This is a genomic window from Pseudomonas sp. TE9122 (assembly GCF_056278925.1).
Genome location: NZ_JBWBQI010000001.1, coordinates 3,956,023 through 3,979,420, shown reverse-complemented (window position 1 = coordinate 3,979,420; position 23,398 = coordinate 3,956,023). Strand labels below are relative to the sequence as shown.

The 23,398-nt window shown below is 61.1% G+C and carries 17 protein-coding genes and 1 pseudogene; 5 read left to right on the top strand and 13 right to left on the bottom strand.

Going from position 1 to position 23,398, the window contains the following annotated elements; all coding sequences use genetic code 11:
- Positions 1-4: 4 nt before the first annotated feature.
- The 4 genes from arcC to arcD (ACZ9BE_RS17900) form a co-directional block, all read right to left on the bottom strand.
- Complete coding sequence (gene arcC / locus ACZ9BE_RS17915) at positions 5-934, bottom strand: carbamate kinase (RefSeq protein ID WP_476249758.1); 930 nt, start codon at positions 932-934, stop codon at positions 5-7.
- Positions 935-1,125: 191 nt separating this feature from the next.
- Positions 1,126-2,136 (bottom strand): ornithine carbamoyltransferase, encoded by a 1,011-nt coding sequence (locus tag ACZ9BE_RS17910; protein WP_024014074.1) that lies wholly within the window; start codon positions 2,134-2,136, stop codon positions 1,126-1,128.
- A gap of 68 nt (positions 2,137-2,204) precedes the next feature.
- Positions 2,205-3,461 carry an arginine deiminase gene (gene arcA, locus ACZ9BE_RS17905; protein WP_016773516.1) on the bottom strand — a complete coding sequence of 419 codons (1,257 nt, stop codon included), beginning with the start codon at positions 3,459-3,461 and terminating at the stop codon, positions 2,205-2,207.
- Positions 3,462-3,496: 35 nt separating this feature from the next.
- A complete protein-coding gene (arcD, locus tag ACZ9BE_RS17900; RefSeq protein ID WP_016773517.1) occupies positions 3,497-4,924 on the bottom strand; it encodes an arginine-ornithine antiporter in 1,428 nt (475 codons plus the stop codon).
- Positions 4,925-5,361: 437 nt separating this feature from the next.
- On the opposite strand from arcD (ACZ9BE_RS17900), the gene arcD (ACZ9BE_RS17895) reads away from it, so the two are divergent.
- The gene (gene arcD, locus ACZ9BE_RS17895) at positions 5,362-6,789 is read left to right on the top strand and encodes an arginine-ornithine antiporter (protein ID WP_310217972.1); all 1,428 of its coding nucleotides are present in this window, start codon (positions 5,362-5,364) and stop codon (positions 6,787-6,789) included.
- A gap of 456 nt (positions 6,790-7,245) precedes the next feature.
- On the opposite strand, the gene ACZ9BE_RS17890 is transcribed toward arcD (ACZ9BE_RS17895), so the two are convergent.
- The 9 genes and pseudogenes from ACZ9BE_RS17890 to gap form a co-directional block, all read right to left on the bottom strand.
- Entirely contained in the window at positions 7,246-8,595 is a 1,350-nt protein-coding gene (locus ACZ9BE_RS17890) for a CoA transferase (protein WP_476249757.1), read from the bottom strand.
- Between the two features lie 191 nt (positions 8,596-8,786).
- The gene (locus ACZ9BE_RS17885; protein ID WP_476250142.1) at positions 8,787-9,542 is read right to left on the bottom strand and encodes a methyl-accepting chemotaxis protein; all 756 of its coding nucleotides are present in this window, start codon (positions 9,540-9,542) and stop codon (positions 8,787-8,789) included.
- 102 nt (positions 9,543-9,644) lie between these two features.
- Positions 9,645-10,652 (bottom strand): annotated as a pseudogene (locus ACZ9BE_RS17880) (methyl-accepting chemotaxis protein); the annotation flags it as partial.
- A 441-nt stretch (positions 10,653-11,093) separates the two neighbouring features.
- Positions 11,094-11,504: a YbaN family protein gene (locus ACZ9BE_RS17875; RefSeq protein WP_056787946.1), complete on the bottom strand. Its 411-nt coding sequence runs from the start codon at positions 11,502-11,504 to the stop codon at positions 11,094-11,096.
- Between the two features lie 162 nt (positions 11,505-11,666).
- On the bottom strand, positions 11,667-12,263 hold the full coding sequence (locus ACZ9BE_RS17870; protein ID WP_476249756.1) for a biliverdin-producing heme oxygenase: 597 nt from the start codon (positions 12,261-12,263) through the stop codon (positions 11,667-11,669).
- Positions 12,264-12,373: 110 nt separating this feature from the next.
- A complete protein-coding gene (locus ACZ9BE_RS17865) occupies positions 12,374-14,959 on the bottom strand; it encodes a TonB-dependent receptor (protein WP_476249755.1) in 2,586 nt (861 codons plus the stop codon).
- A 122-nt stretch (positions 14,960-15,081) separates the two neighbouring features.
- Complete coding sequence (locus ACZ9BE_RS17860; RefSeq protein ID WP_056787954.1) at positions 15,082-16,047, bottom strand: FecR family protein; 966 nt, start codon at positions 16,045-16,047, stop codon at positions 15,082-15,084.
- Between the two features lie 101 nt (positions 16,048-16,148).
- Positions 16,149-16,676 carry an RNA polymerase sigma factor gene (locus ACZ9BE_RS17855; RefSeq protein WP_041479774.1) on the bottom strand — a complete coding sequence of 176 codons (528 nt, stop codon included), beginning with the start codon at positions 16,674-16,676 and terminating at the stop codon, positions 16,149-16,151.
- A gap of 199 nt (positions 16,677-16,875) precedes the next feature.
- On the bottom strand, positions 16,876-17,877 hold the full coding sequence (gap, locus tag ACZ9BE_RS17850) for a type I glyceraldehyde-3-phosphate dehydrogenase (protein ID WP_016773526.1): 1,002 nt from the start codon (positions 17,875-17,877) through the stop codon (positions 16,876-16,878).
- Between the two features lie 220 nt (positions 17,878-18,097).
- Here gap and edd point away from each other — a divergent pair, with 220 nt between their 5' ends.
- The 4 genes from edd (at position 18,098) to ACZ9BE_RS17830 (ending at position 23,250) form a co-directional block, all read left to right on the top strand.
- Complete coding sequence (edd, locus tag ACZ9BE_RS17845; protein ID WP_016773527.1) at positions 18,098-19,924, top strand: phosphogluconate dehydratase; 1,827 nt, start codon at positions 18,098-18,100, stop codon at positions 19,922-19,924.
- A complete protein-coding gene (locus tag ACZ9BE_RS17840) occupies positions 19,921-20,880 on the top strand; it encodes a glucokinase (protein WP_056787957.1) in 960 nt (319 codons plus the stop codon). The genes edd and ACZ9BE_RS17840 overlap by 4 nt, the downstream gene beginning before the upstream one ends.
- A 179-nt stretch (positions 20,881-21,059) precedes the next feature.
- Positions 21,060-21,791, top strand: coding sequence for a response regulator (locus ACZ9BE_RS17835; protein ID WP_236168331.1), 732 nt, complete (start codon positions 21,060-21,062; stop codon positions 21,789-21,791).
- Positions 21,781-23,250, top strand: a complete 1,470-nt coding sequence (locus ACZ9BE_RS17830; protein WP_056787959.1) for an ATP-binding protein — start codon at positions 21,781-21,783, stop codon at positions 23,248-23,250. The genes ACZ9BE_RS17835 and ACZ9BE_RS17830 overlap by 11 nt, the downstream gene beginning before the upstream one ends.
- Positions 23,251-23,398 lie beyond the last annotated feature (148 nt).

The following is a 23,398-nucleotide window of genomic DNA, read 5'->3' as shown; positions in this document are numbered from 1 at the left end:
ATTGTTATCGGTAGCTGATCCCCGGCTTCGCCGTGCTGACCCGCGTACCGGCGGTGCCCTGGACGATGGCTTCGATATCGGCCAGCGAACCGATCACCGCGACGTTGCCAGTATGGCGCGCGAATTCGCAGGCTGCCTGCACCTTCGGCCCCATCGAGCCGGCGGCGAAACCAAGGCGTTCGAGTTCGTCCGGGTGGGCTTCGGCGATGGCTTTCTGCGTCGGCTTGCCGTAATCGATGAACGCTGCGTTGACGTCAGTGGCGATCACCAGCAGATCGGCTTCCAGTTGCTCGGCGAGCAACGACGAGCACAGGTCCTTGTCGATCACCGCCTCGATGCCCTTGAGGTTGCGTTGCTCGTCGTACATGGTCGGAATCCCGCCGCCACCGGCGCAGATGACGATGCTGCCCTTGTCCAGCAACCACTTGATCGGACGGATTTCGAAGATGCGTTTCGGCCGTGGACTGGCGACGACGCGGCGGAATTTGTCGCCATCGGCAGCAATTGCCCAGCCTTTCTCGGCGGCGAGTTTTTCCGCTTCGGCTTTCTCGTAGACCGGGCCGATCGGTTTGGTCGGGTTCTTGAATGCCGGGTCGTTGGCGTCGACTTCGACCTGGGTCAGCAGGGTGGCGAACGGCACTTCGAAGTCGAGCAGATTGCCCAGTTCCTGTTCGATGATGTAGCCGATCATGCCTTCGGTTTCGGCACCGAGCACGTCCAGCGGGTAGGGGGTGACGGAGGTGTAGGCCGCCGCTTGTAGCGACAGCAGGCCGACTTGCGGTCCATTGCCGTGAGCGATGACCAGTTGGTTGCCGGGATGGATCTTGGCGATTTGCTCAGTGGCGATGCGGATGTTGGCGCGCTGGTTGTCAGCGGTCATCGGCTCACCACGGCGGAGCAGGGCGTTACCGCCCAGGGCTACGACGATACGCATGGTGCAATCCTTCTAAGCAGAGGAATGGCAAACGACTCGATCTCCCTGTCGGAACCGATATCCCTGTGGGAGCGAGCCTGCTCGCGAATGCGGTATGTCATTCAACAGTGATGTTGTCTGATCTGACGCTTTCGCGAGCAGGCTCGCTCCCACATTGGGTTTCCGGTTCCTTCAGTGGGAGCGCTGTGGCGTCAGAGATCAGCCAGGGTCGAAACCAGAATCGCCTTGATCGTGTGCATGCGGTTTTCCGCTTGCTCGAAGGCGATGCAGGCTGGCGACTCGAACACGTCGTCGGTCACTTCGATGCCGTTTTTCAGGTGCGGATACTGCTCGGCGATCTGTTTGCCGACCTTGGTGTCGCTGTTGTGAAAGGCCGGCAGGCAGTGCATGAACTTGGTACGCGGGTTGCCGGTGGCTTTCATCAGGTCGGCGTTGACCTGATACGGCAGCAGTTGCTGAATGCGCTCGGCCCAGGCTTCCACCGGTTCACCCATCGACACCCAGACATCGGTGTGAATGAAGTCCACGCCTTTGACCGCTTCTTTCGGATCTTCGGTGAGGGTAATGCGTGCGCCGCTTTCCTCACCGTATTTTTTGCAGCGCGCCACCAGATCGTCCAGCGGCCACAGTGCTTTTGGCGCGCAGATGCGCACGTCCATGCCCAGTTTGGCGCCGATCAGCAGCAGCGAGTTACCCATGTTGTTGCGCGCGTCGCCCAGGTAGGCGTAGCTGATTTCATGGATCGGCTTGTCGGCGTGCTCACGCATGGTCAGCACGTCGGCGATCATCTGGGTCGGGTGATATTCATCGGTCAGGCCGTTGAACACCGGCACGCCGGCGAACTTGGCCAGCTCCTCGACGATTTCCTGTTTGAAGCCACGGTACTCGATGGCGTCATACATGCGCCCGAGCACGCGGGCGGTGTCCTTCATGCTTTCCTTGTGGCCGATCTGCGAGGAGTTCGGGTCGATGTAAGTGACGTTTGCGCCTTGGTCATAGGCCGCCACTTCGAAGGCGCAACGGGTGCGGGTCGAAGTTTTCTCGAAAATCAGGGCGATGTTGTTGCCCTTCAGGTGTTGTTGCTCGGTGCCGGTGTATTTCGCGCGTTTCAGATCACGGGACAGGTCGAGCAGGTAACGCAGCTCACGTGGGGTGTGGTGTTCCAGGCTGAGCAGGTTACGGTTGTGAATGTTAAAAGCCATGATGGATCTCCTTGGGTTTCGGTTATCCCCTTGGCCGCGCTCGATAAGTCGCGGCGAAGGCTCAAAGATTAGTAGTCGATCGGGTCGCGGATGATCGGGCAGGTCATGCAGTGGCCGCCGCCACGGCCTCGGCCGAGCTCGCCGGCGCTGATGGTGATGACCTCCACGCCAGCCTTGCGCAGCAGAGTGTTGGTGTAGGTGTTGCGGTCGTAGCCGATGACCACGCCCGGTTCCATGGCCACCACGTTGTTGCCGTCGTCCCATTGCTCGCGTTCGGCGGCGAAGCTGTTGCCGCCAGTTTCCACCACGCGCAGTTTCGGCAGATTCAGCGCCGCAGCGACGGTGTCGAGGAAGCTGCCTTCTTCGCGGCGGATGTCGATGCCACCCTGTTTGCTTTCGTCAGGACGCAGGGTGAAGGCGACGATCTGGTTGACCACTTCCGGGAAGATCGTCACCAGGTCGCGGTCGCAGAAGCTGAACACGGTGTCCAGGTGCATTGCTGCGCGGGACTTCGGCAGGCCGGCGACGATGACTTTTTCCACCGCTTTGTTGTTGAACAGGTTCAGCGCCAGTTGGCCGATGGCCTGCCGCGATGAGCGCTCGCCCATGCCGATCAGCACCACGCCGTTGCCGATCGGCATGACGTCGCCGCCCTCAAGGGTGGAGTTGCCGTGGTCCTTGTCCGGGTCGCCGTACCAGATCTCGAATTCGGCGTTGGTGAATTGCGGATGGAATTTATAGATGGCGGTGGTCAGCAGGGTTTCCTGACGGCGCGCCGGCCAGTACATCGGGTTCAGCGTCACGCCACCGTAGATCCAGCAGGTAGTGTCGCGGGTGAACTGGGTGTTGGGCAGCGGCGGCAGGATGAAGCTGGAGTGGCCGAGGAAGTCGCGGAACATCTGGATGGTCTTGCCACCGAAGCTGTCCGGCAGATCATCGGCCGACACGCCGCCAATCAGGAATTCGGCGATGTGGCGTGGCTCGAGGCTTTTCAGCCAGGATTTCACTTCGCTGATCAGGCCCAGGCCCACCGAGTCGGCCGTCACTTTGCGCTCAAGAATCCAGTCCAGCGCTTCGGGGATGGCGACGATGTCGGTCAGCAGGTTGTGCATTTCCACCACGTCGATGCCGCGCTCGCGCATCTTGGTGACGAAGTCGAAGTGATCGCGCTTGGCCTGCGCCACCCACAGCACGTCATCGAACAGCAGTTCATCGCAGTTGTTCGGGGTCAGCCGCTGATGGGCCAGACCTGGGGAGCAAACCATGACTTTACGCAGTTTCCCGGCTTCGGAGTGGACGCCGTACTTCACTTTTTCCGTGGTCATTTCTGTGTTCCTCCAGATGACAATTCAATCAGGGGTTACAGCGTCAGGAAGCCATCGTAGAGACCATAGGCCGCCACCACGGCGCCCACGACCACTGCGGCGAAAATCAGCTTCTCGACGTTGGTGAAAACCGGTTGTTTGAGTTCCAGCTTGGCCTTGGCGAACAGGATCGCGCCGGGCGCGTAGAGCAGGGCCGACAGCAGCAGGTACTTGACCCCGCCGGCATACAACAACCACACCGCGTAGATCAGGGCGATACCGCCGATGATCAGATCCTTGCGCCGCTCGGCGGCGAAGCCTTCGTAGCTCTCGCCGCGCACCGCCAGCAGCAGGGCATAGGCCGCTGACCACAGGTACGGCACCAGAATCATCGAGGTGGCGAGGTAGATCAGTGACAGGTAAGTGCTGGCCGAGAACAGGGTGATGATCAGGAACACCTGCACCATCGCGTTGGTCAGCCACAGGGCGTTGACCGGCACATGGTTGGCGTTTTCCTTGCGCAGAAACTCCGGCATGGTGTGGTCTTTGGCGGCGGCGAACATGATCTCCGCACACAGCAGCACCCACGACAGCAGCGCACCGAGCAGCGAGATGATCAAGCCGACGCTGATCAGCACCGCCCCCCAGTGACCGACCACATGCTCAAGCACGGCGGCCATCGACGGGTTCTGCAGTTTCGCCAGTTCCGGCTGGGTCATGATGCCCAGCGACAGCACGTTCACCAGCACCAGAAACAGCAGCACGGTGATGAAGCCGATCACGGTGGCCTTGCCGACATCCGAGCGTTTCTCGGCGCGGGCGGAGAAGATGCTCGCGCCTTCGATACCGATGAACACCCAGACGGTGACCAGCATCATGTTGCGCACCTGGTTCATCACACTGCCCAGATCGGGGTTTTTCACGCCCCAGATGTCGGCGGTGAAGATGTCCAGTCTGAACGCGAAGACTGCGATCAATACAAACAGCAGCAGCGGCACGACCTTGGCGACGGTGGTCACCAGGTTGATGAACGCCGCTTCCTTGATCCCGCGCAACACCAGGAAATGCACGCCCCACAGCAGCAAGGACGCGCCGATCACCGCCGCCGGGGTATTGCCTTCGCCGAAGATCGGAAAGAAATAGCCGAGGGTGCTGAACAGCAGAACGAAGTAACCGACGTTGCCCAGCCAGGCGCTGATCCAGTAGCCCCAGGCCGATGAGAAACCCATGTAGTCGCCGAATCCGGCCTTGGCGTAGGCGTAGACTCCGCCGTCCAGATCAGGCTTGCGATTGGCGAGGGTCTGAAAGACAAATGCGAGGGTGAGCATGCCGACTGCGGTGATGGCCCAGCCGATGAGCACTGCACCGACGTCGGCGCTGGCGGCCATGTTTTGTGGCAACGAAAATATCCCGCCGCCAATCATTGAACCGACTACCAGTGCAACCAGTGCACCGAGTCTTAGTTTTCCGGGCGCTTCAGACATTTGCATGACTCCATTGCAGGAAAGGAGAGCTCACAGCCTAGTACCGTTGTCTGTTCGAATAGCTGACTTGGATCAGTGCATGGCCACATTCCATTGTTAATGAATGACTTATCCACCCGTTGCGGGCATAACACTGTGCTCTGGAAGGCCCGTCCCAGAGCCGTTTCGCTGACGCAATTGGGAATAGCAATTAATGCTTTCGAACTATGACGCTAGTTGCTTTTCCGCGTTTGGCAAATGTCCGTCATCTGTTTTCAGTACAGAATTGAATAATCAAGATTGGCGCACAAAACTGACTTAACGTGCTAAGCGTTATCGTGGTCGGCTATATATAACGGTGCGAAATTGGCCATTACCTGATAAACGTCATCTACCCTTAGGCTTTTAGTCGGCTGTTGTTACAAATAAACAACAACGGCTCTTTCAAGGAGATCTGCATGTCGCAACCGACGCAAAAGCTGCGCCTTGGTGCGTTGATCGCGCTGGTGGTGGGGTCGATGATCGGCGGGGGGATTTTCTCGTTGCCGCAAAACATGGCGGCGCGCGCCGATGCCGGGGCGATCCTGATCGGCTGGGGCATCACCGCAATCGGCATGCTGACGCTGGCCTTCGTCTTTCAGACCCTGGCCAATCGCAAACCGGAGCTGGACTCGGGCGTCTACGCCTACGCCAAGGCCGGGTTCGGCGATTACATGGGCTTTTCGTCGGCGTGGGGTTACTGGATCAGCGCCTGGCTGGGCAACGTCGGCTATTTTGTGTTGCTGTTCAGCACCCTCGGTTATTTCTTCCCGGTATTCGGCCAGGGCAACACGCCGATCGCCATCGGCTGCGCCTCGCTGCTGTTGTGGGCGGTGCATTTTCTGGTGATGCGCGGGATCAAGGAGGCGGCGCTGATCAACCAGCTGACCACCGTGGCCAAGGTCGTGCCGCTGATCATGTTCATCGTCATCGCTGCCGTGGCATTCAAGGCTGACATTTTCACCCGTGACATCTGGGGCCGCAGCAACCCGAACTTCGGCGGGGTGATGGATCAGGTGCGCAACATGATGCTGGTCACCGTGTTCGTGTTCATCGGCATCGAAGGCGCCAGCGTCTATTCGGCTCGCGCAGAAAAACGCAGCGACGTCGGCCGCGCCACGGTGATCGGGTTTCTTGGCGTGCTGGCGCTGCTGGTGCTGGTCAACGTGCTGTCGCTGGGGATCATGAGCCAGCCGGAACTGGCCAATCTGCAGAACCCTTCGCTGGCAGCGGTGCTCGAGCACATCGTCGGGCCGTGGGGCGCGTTGCTGATCAGCGTCGGGCTGGCGATTTCGCTGTTGGGCGCGTTGTTGTCATGGGCCTTGCTGTGCGCGGAAATCCTCTTCGCCACGGCCAAAGACAAAACCATGCCGGCGTTCCTGAAGAAGGAAAACAAGAACCACGTGCCGGTCAACGCGCTGTGGCTGACCAATGTGATGATCCAGATTTTCCTGCTGATCACATTGTTCTCGGCGGGCACTTACACCAGTCTGATTTACCTGGCCTCGTCGATGATTCTGGTGCCGTATTTGTGGTCGGCTGCCTACGCGGTGCTGCTCAGCGGGCGCGGCGAAACCTACGAACACGCCTCGGCGGAACGTACAAAGGATCTGCTGATCGGCGGCATCGCACTGGTTTACGCGGTGTGGCTGTTGTATGCCGGTGGGGTGAAGTATCTGCTGCTGTCGGCGCTGCTGTATGCGCCGGGGGTGATTCTGTTTGCCAAGGCCAAGCGTGAACAGGGGCAACCGGTGTTCACTACGGTGGAAAAGGGGATTTTTGCTTGCGTGGTGATCGGGGCGGGGCTGGCGGCGTATGGGTTGTATAGCGGAGTGTTGTCGTTGTGATCTGAAAAGCCGCCCCTCACCCCAGCCCTCTCCCAGAGGGAGAGGGGGCCGACCGAGGTGTCTGGCGCTATACATCGACCTGAGCGATCGAGTCGATTATGGATTCGACGAAAATCTTGCACGTCGGCGTAACTCTCCAATATCCCCCAATCAGTCCCCTCTCCCTCTGGGAGAGGGGACCGACCGAGGTGTCTGGCGCTATACATCGACCTGAGCGATCGAGTCGATTATGGATTCGACGAAAATCTTTCACGTCGGCGTAACTCTCCAATATCCCCCAATCAGTCCCCTCTCCCTCTGGGAGAGGGGACCGACCGAGGTGTCTGGCGCTATACATCGTCCTGAGCGATCGAGTCGATTATGGATTCGACGAAAATCTTTCACGTCGGCGTAACTCTCCAATATCCCCCAATCAGTCCCCTCTCCCTCTGGGAGAGGGCTAGGGTGAGGGGCTTCTCATGGCCAACACGGAGGATGCGAGCCCAACTCCGTCGCCGGCCAATTCCACCGCATCGCCGTCCCGCTGATCTGCAGCGGCACGCGCAACCTCCGCGCCGGCCCCCACGCGGTCTGTTCAATCGCCGGATCCTGATCCAGTGCGTCTTCAGCCCGCAGCGGGTCAAGCATCCCCGGCCCATGCTCAAGCAACAGCTTCGCCGTACGCGCCAGCGACAACCGCGCCGAACCCCCGCGACCGCTGGCCAGTCGTTCAGTCAGCAGCCTTATTGCACTCGCCGCCATCAGATACCCGGTCGCATGATCCAGTGCCTGCACCGGCAGTGGCGTCGGTTTATCACTGTGCTTCCAGCGCTGTCCGGCCTCGGCGATGCCGCTGCTCATCTGCACCAGGCTGTCGAAGCCCCGGCGGTTCTGCCAGGGGCCGCTCCAGCCGTAGGCATTGAGGCAGACGTCGATCAGCCCCGGTGCCAGTTGCCTTCGGCGTTCAATACCAAACCCCAGATGTTCCAGCGCATCGGCGCGATAGCCGTGGAGCAAGATGTCGGCGTCTTGCAATAAACCTTCGAACACTGCGCGATCCGCTGGCACTTGCAGATCCAGCCGCGCACAGCGCTTGCCGACAGTCATTTCCGGAACGACGCCGGGTTCGTTCCAGCTCGGTGGATCGATGCGCAGCACGTTGGCGCCCAGCCCAGCGAGGAAGCGGCTGGCGCTGGGACCGGCGAGCACGCGGGTCAGGTCGAGCACCTTGATCCCGGCCAGCGGTCGTGCGATCGAGCCTTGCCAGGCGGTGCGTTTCTCGTCCGTCTGCTCGATGAACTGCACCAGCGCTTCGGCATGCACCGCCAGCCCCTGCGGATGTTGCTGCCACTGCGCCCAACTGCGCATCTCGGCGGCGCAGCCGTTGGCGTCGACCACTGCTTGTTCCAGATCCGCACTGTCCCATTGCGCGACTTTTGCCGCCATTGCGGCGCGGTCGGCGCAGGCACCGAGCACGCGTTCAGCGGCGGCGCGGTGATGCGGAGCGTTGGTGTGCAGACGGATCCAGCCGTCCCGGGTCGCATAGTCGCCGGCGATCGCGTCCCATAACGGCGGCACCTGCCAGCCGATCGGGCGAAGCGAGGTGGAGAACCAGAACGAGGCCAGGCGCCGGTCGACTGCAACCGCAGGCAAGTGCCCGGTTTGCGGGTGAAGCAATTCGCTGAGCGCTTGCCCGGCAACGGCGATGCTGGCGCAGGCCAGTTCAGTGACTGCGAACGCCGAGGGCAACGCGCCTTCACCGTTGAAGGGGATGGGCGTGCGAGGCAGGCCGAGTGCGGTTTGGATGGACGTGAGCAGATCAGTCATCGAAGGCCCTCCGGAACGAGAGGGCGATGATAGTGCAAAAGAATCGCGGTTTAGATGAAACCAGGATGTGAACCCGTTTCCCCAGTGGGAGCGAGCCTGCTCGCGAAGGCGTCGTGTCAGTCAACACGGATGTTGGATATGACGACCGCTTCGCGAGCAGGCTCGCTCCCACAGGGATTTATGCTGGGCCGTTACACGCGGAACTGATCCATCAATTTCATCTGCTGGCTCGCCAGGCTGTTGAGCTGGCTGCTGATCGCTGCCGATTCGGTAGCCTGCTCGGTCAGGGTTTCGGTGACGGTGCGGATCGCCGAGACGTTGCGGTTGACCTCTTCGGCCACTGCGCTTTGCTCTTCGGCGGCACTGGCGATCTGCAGGTTCATGTCGCTGATCACCGTCACCGCGTCGCTGATCTTGCCCAGCGCATCAACGGCCTGACGAATCTGCCCGGCATTGTTGTGCGCCTGGGTCTGGCTCGAATGCATGGTCGCGACCACGCCACGGGTGCCGGTCTGAATGCGCTCGATAACGATGCGGATTTCCTCCACCGAATCCTGCGTGCGCTTGGCCAGGTTGCGCACCTCATCGGCGACCACGGCAAAACCGCGACCGCTTTCGCCGGCGCGGGCGGCTTCGATAGCAGCGTTGAGGGCCAGCAGGTTGGTCTGTTCGGCGATGCTGCGAATCACTTCCAGCACCGAACCGATCTGCTCGCTGTTGACCGCCAGCGCTTCGACTTTGGTCACCGCTTTGCTGACTTCATCGGCCAGCTGATTGATGTCGCGGGTGCTGCGCTCGATGATCGCCATACCGTCCTTCGCCGACTGATCGGCACCCTTGGCGGCGTTGGCCGCGTTCGAGGCACTGTTGGCGACGTCGTGGGCGGTGGCGCTCATTTCGTTGGACGCGGTGGCGACCTGATCGATTTCGCGGAACTGCACCTGCATGCCTTCGCTGGTCTGCCGGGCAATTTCCGACGACTGATCGGCCGTGCCGCGCGCTTCGGTGATGCTCTGTTTGATCTGCGCGATGGTCGGCTGAAGCTTGTCGAGGAAGCGGTTGAACCAGTTCACCAGTTCGCCCAGTTCATCTTTCTTGCTGTAGTTCAGGCGCTGGGTCAGATCGCCTTCGCCGCTGGCAATGTTCTTCAGCATGTCGGCGACGCTGTTGATCGGACGGGTGACGCCGGAGGCGGTGAGCCAGATCAGCAGGAGGCCGACCAGACCGGCCACGCCCGCCACCAGCAGGGCAGTGATGACGCCGGTTTGTTGCGCGTCATCCAGCACCGCTTGCAGTTTCACCGAGTCGGCCAGCAGCACGTGCTCGGGCAGGTCGATGACCACGCCCCAGGCACGCGAATTGCCGATCGGATCGACCGGGTAAACCGCGCGAATCAGCTCGCCCTGTTGGAGAATTTTTGCCGTGCCGCTGCCGACCAGTTGCAATACATCCTTGCCGTCAGCGCCGAGGGTGTCGCCGATTTTTTTGCCGACCCGCGTCGCGTCAGCACTGTCGGCCGCCAGCACGCCGCTGCCGGAGACGATCAGCATATGCCCGGCGTTGTTGAACAGGCTGCGCTGCGAGTCGACGGCGGCGGCTTGCAGGGCGTCGAGCGCGATGTCGACACCGACCACACCGATCGCTTTGCCGTCGACCATCACTGGCACGGAAATGGTCGTCATGAGCATTTCCTTGCCACCGACGGTGTCGGCATACGGGTCGAGCAGGCAGGTGCGCTTGTTGTCGCGAGGGCAGGTGTACCAACTGTTGTACGGCGTGCCGCTGACGCTGAGGGTGGTCTTGGTCAGGTCATCTTCGACCATGATCGTATTCAGTGCGGCGCCGGCGGCACGACTCCAGTACGAGGCGAATCGCCCGGCTTCGTTGGACTGCCGCGCGGCATCGTTGGCGAATTCGCTGTCCTTGCCGTCGAGGCCGTTGGGTTCGAAGGCCAGCCAGATGCCGAGGACTTTATCGTTGCGCTCGAAGGCGGTTTTCAGGCTCTGGTTCAACTCTTCACGAACAGCGCCGGCTTCGAGCGAACGCTTGGCCGCCATCGTCCGCAGATCCTTGATCTGGTCGGCGAGGGCGGTGACCACGAGCAGGCTTTCACCAAAGGTTTTCTGCACCCGCACCGCTTGCTCGGCGGCCTTGGCCTGCAGCAGGTTCTGCACGCTGGCGGTGAGCAACTGGTTGCTGGATTGACTGACCAGCGCGTCGTTCTGGTTGGTCTGGTAGATGTTCATGCTGACAATCAGCACCACCACTCCGAGCAGGCAAAGGCCGGAGAGCAGGACGATTTTCAGGCGAATGGACAGAGAGTCGAACATGGGGCGATCTCGCGAATGGAATAAACAGGTGGCTGGGCCTGAAGCCCGGTTTGCCAAATCCATTCAGCGCCATTCAATGCTCATCGGCGTTAAGCGAAACGGCATGAGGCGCTTGCCGACGGACGGTCGCTGCTAAACGTTTGCGCAGGGGAAAGTGCTGAAAAGGCTTTAATTGCAGGGATGTTTCACTACCGCGATGGGCGTCTCCGGGCGCGACCAGATCCACAGGTTGCCCAGGCCCATGCCGGCAATCGCCAGATAGATCGGCCAGCCGTGATCGAGCATCACCAGCATCAAAGTGGCGCACAGCAGCATGCTGAGGGTGGCACTGACTTTGGCCTTGCGCGCGATGATCCTGCCGTTGCGCCAGTTACTGAGGATCGGCCCGAACAGGCGATGATTTTCCAGCCACGCACTCAGGCGCGGCGAACTGCGGGTCGCGGCCCACGCGGCAAGGAGGATGAACTCGGTGGTCGGCAGACCGGGCACGACGATGGCGACAAGGCCAATGCCGAGGCTGACATAGGCCAGCAGGCCGAACAGCAGACGGGCGAGTTTTGATGGGGCGGGTGCGGGCATGGGCTCAGCGGCGGCTTCTGAAGCGGAACGGGGATCTTACAGATTTGTGGTGAGCTCTGTGGGAGCGAGCCTGCTCGCGAAAGCGGTTGATCAGGCACATTGATGTTGAATGTGCTGCCGTCTTCGCGAGCAGGCTCGCTCCCACAAGTGATAAGAGTTGCTTCAGGCCACTTCGGCTTCTATGGCATAAGCCCGTTCCAGCAGCACGGTAAAGCGGTTGAACGCATCCAGCGCACCTTGCTCCACTTCCGCCTCTTCCTCTGCCGTGAACGGCAACGCATCGAGGGTGCGTACGAAGCTTTTCCAGCCCTCGGCGCGGCCACCTTGCGGTTCTGCCAGATGCCGGGCACCGAAGCTTTCGCTCAGTTCCAGTGCCACCGCACGCTTGATCAAAAACGCCGCGCCGAGCTTGGAACCTTCCGACACGAAGATCCAGCCCAGCGCCCGTGCCTTGCTCGGGTTTTTCAGCGCGCCGGCCACCGGGGCCGGAACCTCGGTGTCGAGGTCGGCAAGGTCAGCCCTGGCCGCTTCGGCGCGGCAACGGGCCGGCAGATCCGGGACGATCGCGATCAGTTCGGCATCGTTGTACAGCTCGACCAGTTCCGCCTGGAACAGGTATTGCGCAACGACGAAACGGGTGAAGCTGGCGCGGGTTTCGAATGGTGCGTGGGCTTTGACCAGGGCATCGAGTTTGCTGTGCGGCTCATGGGTGATCTGGTTCAGGCGTTGCGAACGCAGGGTTTTTTCCGGGGTAGTCATGGGGTGTCCTTGATAGATGAGGCGCTTGATAACAAGACGTACGGGCGGGCGCCGGACAGTAAAAAAAACCTCACTGCGCGGCGAGAACACGCGCAGTGAGGCCGGCCGGATCAGATGTCCCAGATCAGGTTGATCGCGAAGTTGCGCCCCGGTTGGGTCAGCCGATCAAGGTTGGCCGGTTGCGTCACCGACGCTTCGCCGACGCTGTCGTAACCGCGCACGTCATCCCATAGCCAGTATTTCTTGTCGGTCAGGTTGTAGACGCCGCCGCTGACGGTGACGTCGTCGGTCACCTTGTAATAGCCGGCCAGATCGAGAATGCCGAAGCCCGGGGTCTTGAACTGACTGCTGACGCCGTCCGGCGACTTGAAGTTGCTGTCGTCGACGCGGTCCTTTTTCTTCACCACGGTCCAGCTCAGCAAACCGCCATAGGTGTCCTGGTCGTAACCGAGACCGAACACGCCGGTGAGCGGATTGACGCTGTTGATCGGCTCGCCGCTGTCGTTGTTGCGACCGTAGGCGTAGGCGATCGAGCCTTGGGTATACAGGCCTTGCGGCGCGCCGAACGCATCCAGGTTCAAGCGACCTTTGACTTCCGCACCCTTGATGGTGGCGCGCTTGATGTTGTTGCTCTGGAAGGTCAACTGATCGTCGCCCGGCTTGACCGCGTCCTCGTTGATGAAGTCGCGGTACTTGTTATAGAACACCGCGACGTCGAACGAACCCTGCTCGAAATTCCCGCGCAGGCCGGTTTCGAAGCCTTTGCTCTTTTCCGGCTCGAGGTCGGAGTTGGGCGCTACGGTGTAGCCGGTCGTATTGTTCTCGAAACGCCCGTACAGCGATTTTGCCGTGGGCGTGCGGAAGCCTTCGGCGTACTGGCCGTACCAGGTGTAGTTGTCCGTCAGTGCATAGGTCAGGCCGAATTTCGGCGACACCTTGTGCCAGGTCTTGTTCTTGTCGCTGACCGTGCCCTGGCCGTCGGCGTTCACGGTGTTGAGGAACTCTTCAGTGATGTGCGGCTTGAGCTGGGTGTAGTCGTAGCGCAGGCCCGGCAGGAAGGTCCAGTCGTTCCAGCTGATCTGATCCTGAGCAAACAGGCTGTAGGTGTTGATGGTCGGATCGGGGAAATCAGTGGCCTTGGCCAGCACATCTGCCGGACTCGTCGCGCCAATCGCCGTGCAGCCGCGACCGACGGCCACACACGTGCCGTCGCCGCTGCGTGAGCCGGTGACTTTCTGCTGTTTGATCGTGGTGCCGTAAGTCAGCAGGTGATCGGTGTCACCGATGGCGAAAGCCTTGTCCAGTTGCGCGTCGAACACCCACTGTTTTTCTTCGTAGAGCGTGTCGCGGGTACGCTGCACTTTACGGGTGATCGGGTAGTACAACTCTTCGGTGCTCTGGTCGGTCTTGGCGATCTGGTGATTGAGGCTCCACTTGACGTTATCGGCGAGCAGGCTGTCGAGGGCGAACGCGTGTTCGATGCCGAAACGCTCGCGGGTGATGGTGTCGTTACCGGTGCGCCACTGGTACATGCCGCCGGGCAGGACGCTGCTCGGAATGGTCGGCGCGCCATTGAAGTACGGGCCGCCGTACGCACTTTTCTGGTCGGTGTCGCGATCGTCCTTGTACTTTTCGTAGGTCAGGCCCAGACGCGAATCGTCGTTGTAATTCCAGCCGAGCTTGGCCAGGACGTTGGTTGCGCGCACGTCTTCCGGGTTGGCGGCGGTGCGCGCAAGGCCGGTGCCGTTATTGCCGCCGAAGGACTCGGTTTCGTGTCCGTCGCGCTGGCTGTAATGCAGCAAGCCGTCGAACTCACCGCTGCGGCCAGCGACGGTGGCGGATTTCAGCCAGCTGTCGTCGGCGGAGCTGTAACCGCTTTTCAGACGCGCGCCGACGTCCTTGCCCGGTTTGATGATGTCGTCGGCGTCCAGCGTGTAATAGCTGACCGCGCCGCCAATGGCGTTGCTGCCGTACAGCACCGAGGCCGGGCCACGGAGGATTTCCACACGCTTGACGATTTCCGGGTCGACGTAGTTGCGCTGGCTCTTGGCATACGGGCCGTTGAAGAAGCCGTTGGGGATTTCCACGCCATCGACTTGAGTCAGGATGCGGTCGCCGTCGATACCGCGAATGTTGTAGCCGCTGATGCCGCCGCGCTGGCCGGCACCGCCAACGGAAACGCCCGGTTCGTAGCGCACCAGATCCTTGATGGTGTTGACGTTGTTGCGGTCAAGCGCTTGGCGCTCCTGCACGCTGACGGTCGAGGGCACGCTGTTGACCGACTGTTCCTGGCGAGTGGCGCTGATGGTCACCTGATCGAGATTGAGCGTGCCGCTGCTGTTGCGTTTTTCCAGCACGACATTGTTGTTGCTCAGTTTGCGAAAGCTCAGGTTGGTCCCCACCAACAGGCGTTCGAGGGCTTTCTCCGGCGGCAGCGAACCGCGCACGCCCGGCGACGAGACGTTCTGCCCCAACTCGGCCGGCAAGCCGACCTGCCAACCGGTCACGGCGGTAAAGGCATTCAGTGCCGAAACCAGCGGTTGCTGGCCGATGGCGAAGGCGTAATCGCCCATGTTGCGTGTCGGTTGCTCGGCGGCGGCGAGCAGCGGCGCGGTGCCGGCCATGAGAATGGCCGCAGTCAGCAGCGACAGCACGCGGGAAGGGGAGGAAGTCTGGCGGGTAAGGCGTGAGGACATCGATAGCGCTCCGTGTCGCACGAATCTTTATAGGTGCTGATCGGCATGGTTAGATGCGAATCAATTGCATTGGCTATAACGAGACGTACTGTCGCTGGCTATCGAGTAAAAATAATTCTCATTCAGTTCAGGATCACCAGTGCCGGGAATTCCTGCAGGCGCGCCGAGGTGATGTGGGCGAGGGAGCGGACCACGTCAAGCGGCTGGTCGAGACGGTAATTGCCGGTGACGGCGACGTCGGCCAGGTGCTCGTTGTTGTTGATGATCCAGCCCGGGTAGTAGCGGCGCAGCTCGGCCAGCACCTGATTCAGCGGGCAGTTCTCGAACACCAGACGGCCTTCAACCCAGGCCAGATCGGCATTGGCGTCGAGCTTGGCCGGGCGATCAAAACCGTTGGGGCCGATGCGAATGCTTTCCCCGGCACGCAGGCGCACCCGGGCATCGTTGTGGGTGGCGCGCAGATCGACATCGCCACGTTGCACATTCACTTGCGCGACCCCGTCGAGGTAGCGCACGGCGAATGCGGTGTCGTGGACGCTGGCCGTTACCGGACCTGCGTCGATCTCCAGCGGCTGATTGCGCCCGCTGGCGATCTCGAAAAACGCCTCGCCCTGAAACAGCCGGGCCACGCGCTGTTGATCGTTGATGGTGCTGGAAAACGCCGAGTTGGTATTGAGCAGGACCTTCGAGCCGTCCTCCAGTTGCAGTCGCTGACGCTCGCCGACCACGGTCAGGTGATCCGCTTGAATGCGCATCGGCAAATTACTGAAACTGAACAGCCCAAGGATCAGCACCGCAGCGGTGGCCAGCGGTTTCCAGTGTGGGCGCAAGCGTTTGAGGAAGGTGATTTTTACCGGTTTTGTCGCCAGAGCCTCGGCGCACAGTGCGACTTGCGGGCCTTCCCAGATGGCCTGGGCCTTGGCGAACGCCTCGGCATTCAACGGATCAGCCGCCAGCCAGGCATGAAATTGCCGGGTCTGTTCCTCATCCGGGCTGCCGAGCACGATGAGCCAGTCCAGCGCCTGGTCCATTGCAGCTGCAGCGTCCCGCGCCGAATCGGGCGAAGGCGAGCGGTGGGTGTCCGTCACGGTGGTTCCTCAGGGCTTCTGGCGAAGCAGTTTCTAGCTTCAAGCTGCAAGCTGCAAGCCGGATGCGTTACCGCTTTTTGTTTTTACCTGTAGCTTGCAGCTCAAAGCTTGCCGCTGCCGTTATGTCGTTCGGCGACGCCAATGCAGATCGACATGATCAGTTTCAGTTCTTTCTGCACGGTGCTCAGCGACACGTTCAGTTCATTGGCGATTTCCTGATAACTGTGCCCGTGCAGGCGGCTGAGGATGAAGATCTGTTGCTGGCGCGGGCTGAGTTGGCTGAGGCTCACGTTCAAACGCTCCAGCAGTTGTTCGGCGTGGGCAGCGTCTTCGGCGCTGCTGGCCGGCGCGGCGATGCTCTGCACGACATCTTGCGGCACGTCGTCGACCATGGTCCGCGCATGAATCTTGCGCGCACGCAAATGGTCCAGCGCCAGATTGCGCGCGGTCTGGAAGACAAAGGGTTCAAGGTGATCGATGGCCCGTTCGCTCAACGCCCGGGTCACGCGCAGGTAGGTCTCCTGCAACAGGTCTTCAGCGGTGCTGTGATTGTTGACCATCCGTTCCAGCGTGCGCAGCAGGGAAGTGCGCTGGGCGAGGAAGACGTGGTTGAAGCGCGATTGACTCACGGGAGGACCTGATCCATTTCGAGCGAATGATAATGCTTATCATCCAGCTGAATGGTCAAGCGCTGATTTCAAATTGAAATCGGATCTCCTGTGGGAGCGAGCCTGCTCGCGAAGGCGTTGTGTCAGTCAGCTCCATATTGACTGACATATAGCTTTCGCGAGCAGGCTCGCTCCCACAGGGATTGGGGACCGGCCGGGATTATTCGGCGTTACACAACGCCAGGCAGTTATCCAGCATGCGGTTGGAGAAGCCCCATTCGTTGTCGTACCAGGCCAGCACTTTCAGCAACTTGCCGCTGACCTTGGTGTGGTTGGCGTCGAAGATCGACGACAGCGGGTTGTGGTTGAAGTCGCTGGAAACCAGCGGCAAGGTGTTGTAACCGAGAATCTTCGAATGCTGGCTCGCCGCTTTCAGCAGGGCGTTGACTTCGTCGGCACTGGCTTCTTTCTTCAGTTGCACGGTGAGGTCGACCAGCGACACATTGATCACCGGTACGCGCACAGCCATGCCGGTCAATTTGCCCGCCAGTTCCGGCAGCACCAGGCCTACCGCTTCGGCTGCGCCGGTCTTGCTCGGGATCATGTTCTGCGTGGCGGAACGGGCGCGGTACGGGTCGCTGTGATAGACGTCGGTGAGGTTCTGGTCGTTGGTGTAGGCGTGGATGGTGGTCATCAGGCCGCTTTCGATGCCCAACTCGCGATGCAGCACCTGCGCCACTGGCGCGAGGCAGTTGGTGGTGCACGAAGCGTTGGAAATGATCTGGTGCGACTGACGCAGAATGTCGTGGTTGACGCCATAAACGACGGTGGCGTCCGCGCCTTTGGCCGGGGCAGAAATGATCACCTTGCGGGCGCCGGCGCTGATATGCGCGGCGGCTTTGGCACGGTCGGTGAACAGCCCGGTGCATTCGAACACTACGTCGATTTTTTCTGCGGCCCACGGCAGGTCGGCCGGGTTGCGAATGGCGCTGACCGCGATGCGGTCGCCATTGACCGTCAGGCTTTCGTTATCGTGCGCCACTTCGGCGTCGAAAGTGCCGTGGACGGTGTCGTATTTGAGCAGATGGGCATTGATCGAACTGTCACCCAGATCGTTGATCGCGACGATCTGCAGGTCTTGACGATAGCCTTGGGTATACAGTGCGCGCAGGACATTACGGCCGATGCGGCCAAAACCATTGATTGCGATTCGAAGAGTCATGGAACAGCGCCGCCGTCGTTTTGTTGTTGGAATTACAAGATTATTCGCATAAAAATAGAAAACAAGCCTTTTTAGTGGCAATATTTTGTTTTATCTACAACGAGTGACCTGAATCAACTGGTCCGAATGGTCAAAAAAGCCGTCTGTCATTCCAACAACAACGGCGTTTGATCAGCATAGACAATCAGGTCGCCACATCCGTTAGCCTGGAGTTCTACACATGCATCCCCGCGTTCTTGAGGTCACCGAACGGCTTATCGCCCGCAGCCGCGCCACGCGTCAGGCTTACCTTGCATTGATTCGCGGCGCCGCCACCGACGGCCCGATGCGCGGCAAGCTGCAATGCGCCAACTTCGCCCACGGCGTGGCCGGTTGCGGCACTGAAGACAAGCACAGCCTGCGGATGATGAACTCGGCGAACATCGCCATTGTGTCTTCGTATAACGACATGCTTTCTGCGCACCAGCCGTACGAAGTCTTTCCACAACAGATCAAGAACGCCCTGCGCGAAATCGGCTCGGTCGGTCAGTTCGCCGGCGGCACTCCGGCAATGTGCGACGGTGTGACCCAAGGCGAGCCGGGCATGGAACTGAGCCTGCCGAGCCGCGAAGTGATCGCGATGTCCACCGCCGTGGCGCTGTCGCACAACATGTTTGACGGCGCGCTGATGCTCGGCATCTGCGACAAGATCGTTCCGGGCCTGATGATGGGTTCGCTGCGTTTCGGTCATCTGCCGACCATTTTCGTACCGGGCGGGCCGATGGTGTCGGGGATTTCCAACAAGGAAAAAGCCGACGTCCGCCAGAAGTACGCCGAAGGCAAGGCGACCCGCGAAGAGCTGCTGGAATCGGAGATGAAGTCCTACCACAGCCCGGGCACCTGCACCTTCTACGGCACCGCCAACACCAACCAGTTGCTGATGGAAGTCATGGGCCTGCACTTGCCGGGCGCCTCTTTCGTCAACCCGAACACGCCGCTGCGCGACGCGCTCACCCGCGAAGCCGCGCATCAGGTCACGCGCCTGACCAAGCAGAACGGCAACTTCATGCCGATCGGCGAAATCGTCGACGAAAAGGCGCTGGTCAACTCCATCGTTGCCCTGCACGCCACCGGCGGCTCGACCAACCACACCTTGCACATGCCGGCCATCGCCATGGCCGCTGGCATTCAGCTGACCTGGCAGGACATGGCCGACCTCTCCGAAGTCGTCCCGACCCTGAGCCACGTCTACCCGAACGGCAAAGCCGACATCAACCACTTCCAGGCAGCGGGCGGCATGTCGTTCCTGATTCGCGAACTGCTCGGCGCCGGCCTGCTGCATGAAGACGTCAACACCGTGCTCGGCCATGGCCTGAGCCAGTACACCAAAGAGCCGTTCCTTGATAACGGTGAGTTGGTCTGGCGTGAAGGCCCGACCGACAGCCTCGACGAAAACATTCTGCGTCCGGTGTCCCGTGCGTTCTCGCAAGAAGGCGGACTGCGGGTGATGGAAGGCAACCTCGGTCGCGGCGTGATGAAGGTTTCCGCCGTTGCGCTGGAGAACCAGATCGTCGAAGCACCGGCGATGGTCTTCCAGGATCAACAGGATCTGGCGGACGCATTCAAGGCCGGTCTGCTGGAGAAGGATTTTGTTGCCGTGATGCGCTTCCAAGGGCCGCGCTCCAACGGCATGCCGGAGCTGCACAAGATGACGCCATTCCTCGGCGTACTGCAGGATCGCGGCTTCAAAGTCGCGCTGGTGACTGACGGGCGCATGTCCGGCGCGTCTGGGAAAATCCCCGCAGCGATTCACGTCAGCCCGGAAGCTTATGTCGGTGGCGCTTTGGCGCGCGTGCAAGAGGGCGATATCATCCGCGTCGATGGCGTCAAAGGCACCTTGGAACTGAAGGTCGACGCCGCCGAATTTGCAGCGCGCGAACCTGCCAAAGGCCTGTTGGGCAACAACATCGGCAGCGGCCGCGAGCTGTTTGGCTTCATGCGCATGGCCTTCAGCTCGGCGGAGCAGGGCGCCAGCGCCTTCACTTCTGCCCTGGAGACGCTTAATTGAAACTGGCTTTGGTCGGTGACATCGGAGGCACCAACGCGCGGTTCGCGTTGTGGCAAAACCAGCAACTGCAATCGGTTCAGGTGCTGGCCACGGCCGACTTCGCCAGCCCGGAAGAGGCAATCGCCTTGTACCTGAGCGGGCTCGGTCTGGCGCCGGGCTCGATCGGCTCGGTGTGCCTGTCGGTGGCAGGTCCGGTGAGCGGCGATGAGTTCAAGTTCACCAACAATCACTGGCGGCTCAGCCGCAGCGCGTTTTGCAAGACCTTGCAGGTCGAGCAGTTGTTGCTGACCAACGACTTCTCGGCGATGGCGCTGGGCATGACCCGCTTGCAGCCGGGCGAATTCCGTGTGGTTTGCGAAGGCACGCCGGAGCCGTTGCGCCCGGCGGTGGTGATCGGCCCCGGCACTGGCCTGGGCGTCGGCACCTTGCTCGATCTCGGCGAAGGGCGCTTCGCGGCGTTGCCGGGCGAGGGCGGCCACGTCGACCTGCCGCTGAGCAGTCCACGCGAAACGCAACTGTGGCAACACATCTACAACGAGATCGGCCATGTCAGCGCGGAAACCGCGTTGAGCGGCGGCGGCCTGCCTCGGCTGTACCGGGCGATCTGCGCGGTGGATGGTCATGAGCCTACGCTTGAAACGCCGGAAGCGATCACCGCCGCCGGCCTTGCCGGTGACCCGATCGCTTTGGAAGTGCTCGAGCAGTTCTGCTGCTGGCTCGGCCGCGTCGCCGGCAACAACGTGCTTACCACTGGCGCGCGCGGCGGGGTGTTTATCGTTGGCGGGGTGATTCCCCGCTTCGCCGATTTCTTCCTCGCCAGCGGCTTCGCCCGCTGCTTCGCCGACAAAGGCTGCATGAGCGATTACTTCAAAGGCATCCCGGTGTGGCTGGTGACGGCGCCGTACTCCGGCCTCGTTGGTGCCGGTGTGGCGCTGGATCAATCAATCCCGACCTGAAATGCAATCCAATTGTGGGAGCGAGCCTGCTCGCGAAAGCGGTGTGTCAGTCAACAGATCTGTTGAATGTTAAAACCGATTCGCGAGCAGGCTCGCTCCCACAAGGGTTTCTGTAGTGTCTGTTAGTTTGATGCTTAAGGCATAATCCGCCCAACTCCAACAACAAGGATGCCTTCGAAGTGAGCTCAGTCAACAAGTCGATATTGTTGGTCGATGACGACCAGGAAATACGCGAGTTGCTGGAAACCTACCTGACCCGCGCCGGGTTCCAGGTGCGGGCCACCGCCGATGGTGCCGGTTTTCGTCAGGCGCTCAACGAGGCGCCGAGCGATCTGGTGATCCTCGATGTCATGCTGCCCGACGAAGACGGCTTCAGCCTGTGCCGTTGGGTACGCCAGCACCCGCGTCAGGCACAGGTGCCAATCATCATGCTGACTGCCAGTTCCGACGAAGCCGACCGGGTGATCGGTCTGGAACTCGGCGCCGACGACTACCTTGGCAAACCGTTCAGCCCGCGCGAACTGCAAGCGCGGATCAAGGCCCTGCTGCGCCGCGCACAGTTCGCCCACGAACGTAGCGGCAGCGAAGTGCTGGTCTTCGACGAATGGCGCCTGGACACGGTCAGCCATCGGCTGTTCCACACTGACGGCGAGGAAGTGATCCTTTCCGGCGCCGATTTCGCTCTGCTGAAACTGTTCCTCGATCATCCGCAGCAAATCCTCGACCGCGACACCATCGGCAACGCCACCCGTGGCCGCGATCTGATGCCGCTCGATCGCATCGTCGACATGGCCGTCAGCCGTTTGCGTCAACGCTTGCGCGACACCGAAAAACCGCCACGGTTGATCCGCACCGTGCGCGGCAGCGGCTATCAGTTGGCAGCCAATGTGGTTGCCGGCAATGCTCACTGAGTCGCTGCGCAAATTCGCCAGTCGCATACCGGTGCCGCGCTCGCTGCTCGGGCGGATGCTGCTGCTGACTCTGCTCGCGGTGTTGTTCGCGCAGACGCTGTCGAGCGTGATCTGGGTCTCGCAGTTGCGCGCCACCCAGCTCGAAGGCCTGGTCACCAGTGCCCGCAGCCTGGCGCATTCGATGACCGCCAGCGTCAGCTATTTCCGTTCCCTGCCAGTGGCCTATCGACCGCTGGTGCTCGATCAATTGCGCAGCATGGGCGGCACCCGGTTTGTCGTGACGCTGAACGATAAGCCGCTGGGCATGGACGTGCTGCCGGTGACGCCGCGCAAGGCTGCGGTGATGCAAGCGGTGGACGAAGTGCTGCGCCAGTCTCTGGGCCATGACACGGATATTTCGGTGACCTTCGTCAGCCCCGAAGACCTGCGCATTTTCAACGCCGGGCTGAAACTTGATGAATTGCCGCGCTCCTGGGCGCACTACGCGTTGACGCTTGAACCGGTGAATCCGCCGGTGCTGGTCACGCAGATTCAAATGGCCCCGGGCGAATGGCTGTACATCGCCTCGTTGCTGCCCGAGCCGTATACCAGTCTCGAAGAACAAGGCCTGCCGGCGCAGCAGGTGTGGTTTATCGTCCTCACCAGCGGCTTTCTGTTGTTGTTCATCGGCCTGCTGGTGCACTGGCAGAGCCGGCCGCTCAAGCGTCTGGCGCGGGCGGCGCGGGATCTGTCGCTGGGCGCGGACGTCGAGCCAGTGGCGGAGGGCGGTGGCAGTGAAGTGGTCGAAGTTGGCCGCGCGTTCAACACCATGCGCGAACGCATCAGCCGCTACCTGACCGAACGCAGCCAGTTGTTCAGCGCGATTTCCCATGACCTGCGCACGCCGATCACCCGTCTGCGCTTGCGCGTCGAACTGCTCGAAGACGAACAGCTGCAAGCCAAGTTCGGCCGCGATCTGGATGAGCTGGAGCTGCTGGTCAAAGGCGCGTTGCAATGCGTGAAAGACACCGACATCCACGAGAACATCGAGCCGGTGGATCTCAACCATGTCCTCGATTGCCTGGTCGAGCCGTATCTGGCGCCGAACGGCAATGGCCGCGTCACTCAGCATGGCCGCGCACTGTCGGCGTATCCGGGCAAACCACTGGCGCTCAAGCGCTGCATCGGCAACCTGATCGACAACGCCTTGAAGTACGGGCAGAACGCGCATCTGCACATCGATGACGATGACAGCGCGTTCGTTTTGCACGTCGACGATGAAGGGCCGGGTGTGCCGCAGCAGCGGCTGGAGCAAGTGTTCGAGCCGCACTTCCGTTTGGCGGGACAGCAGCAGGGCTACGGATTGGGACTGGGCATTGCGCGCAACATCGCCCATAGCCATGGCGGCGAGGTGACGTTGCAGAACCTGCGTGAGGGTGGGTTGCGGGTGACGTTGCAGTTGCCTCGGTCTGTGGATTAGCCCCGAAAAGCCCCTCACCCTAGCCCTCTCCCAGAGGGAGAGGGGACCGATTGGGGGATGCTGCTGAGGTGCGCTGACCTGTAAATGCGGTGGTGAATCCATAATCGCCAATATTTTTCAGGTCGACGGAGGACGCAAGACACCTCGG

What these genes read in the sequence shown, in the direction of transcription:
- arcC (WP_476249758.1), bottom strand. Translation starts at nt 934, where the DNA reads ATGCGTATCGTCGTAGCCCTGGGCGGTAACGCCCTGCTCCGCCGTGGT.
- ACZ9BE_RS17910 (WP_024014074.1), bottom strand. Translation starts at nt 2,136, where the DNA reads ATGGCTTTTAACATTCACAACCGTAACCTGCTCAGCCTGGAACACCAC.
- arcA (WP_016773516.1), bottom strand. Translation starts at nt 3,461, where the DNA reads ATGACCACGGAAAAAGTGAAGTACGGCGTCCACTCCGAAGCCGGGAAA.
- arcD (WP_016773517.1), bottom strand. Translation starts at nt 4,924, where the DNA reads ATGTCTGAAGCGCCCGGAAAACTAAGACTCGGTGCACTGGTTGCACTG.
- arcD (WP_310217972.1), top strand. Translation starts at nt 5,362, where the DNA reads ATGTCGCAACCGACGCAAAAGCTGCGCCTTGGTGCGTTGATCGCGCTG.
- ACZ9BE_RS17890 (WP_476249757.1), bottom strand. Translation starts at nt 8,595, where the DNA reads ATGACTGATCTGCTCACGTCCATCCAAACCGCACTCGGCCTGCCTCGC.
- ACZ9BE_RS17885 (WP_476250142.1), bottom strand. Translation starts at nt 9,542, where the DNA reads ATGCAGGTGCAGTTCCGCGAAATCGATCAGGTCGCCACCGCGTCCAAC.
- ACZ9BE_RS17875 (WP_056787946.1), bottom strand. Translation starts at nt 11,504, where the DNA reads ATGCCCGCACCCGCCCCATCAAAACTCGCCCGTCTGCTGTTCGGCCTG.
- ACZ9BE_RS17870 (WP_476249756.1), bottom strand. Translation starts at nt 12,263, where the DNA reads ATGACTACCCCGGAAAAAACCCTGCGTTCGCAACGCCTGAACCAGATC.
- ACZ9BE_RS17865 (WP_476249755.1), bottom strand. Translation starts at nt 14,959, where the DNA reads ATGTCCTCACGCCTTACCCGCCAGACTTCCTCCCCTTCCCGCGTGCTG.
- gap (WP_016773526.1), bottom strand. Translation starts at nt 17,877, where the DNA reads ATGACTCTTCGAATCGCAATCAATGGTTTTGGCCGCATCGGCCGTAAT.
- edd (WP_016773527.1), top strand. Translation starts at nt 18,098, where the DNA reads ATGCATCCCCGCGTTCTTGAGGTCACCGAACGGCTTATCGCCCGCAGC.
- ACZ9BE_RS17830 (WP_056787959.1), top strand. Translation starts at nt 21,781, where the DNA reads ATGCTCACTGAGTCGCTGCGCAAATTCGCCAGTCGCATACCGGTGCCG.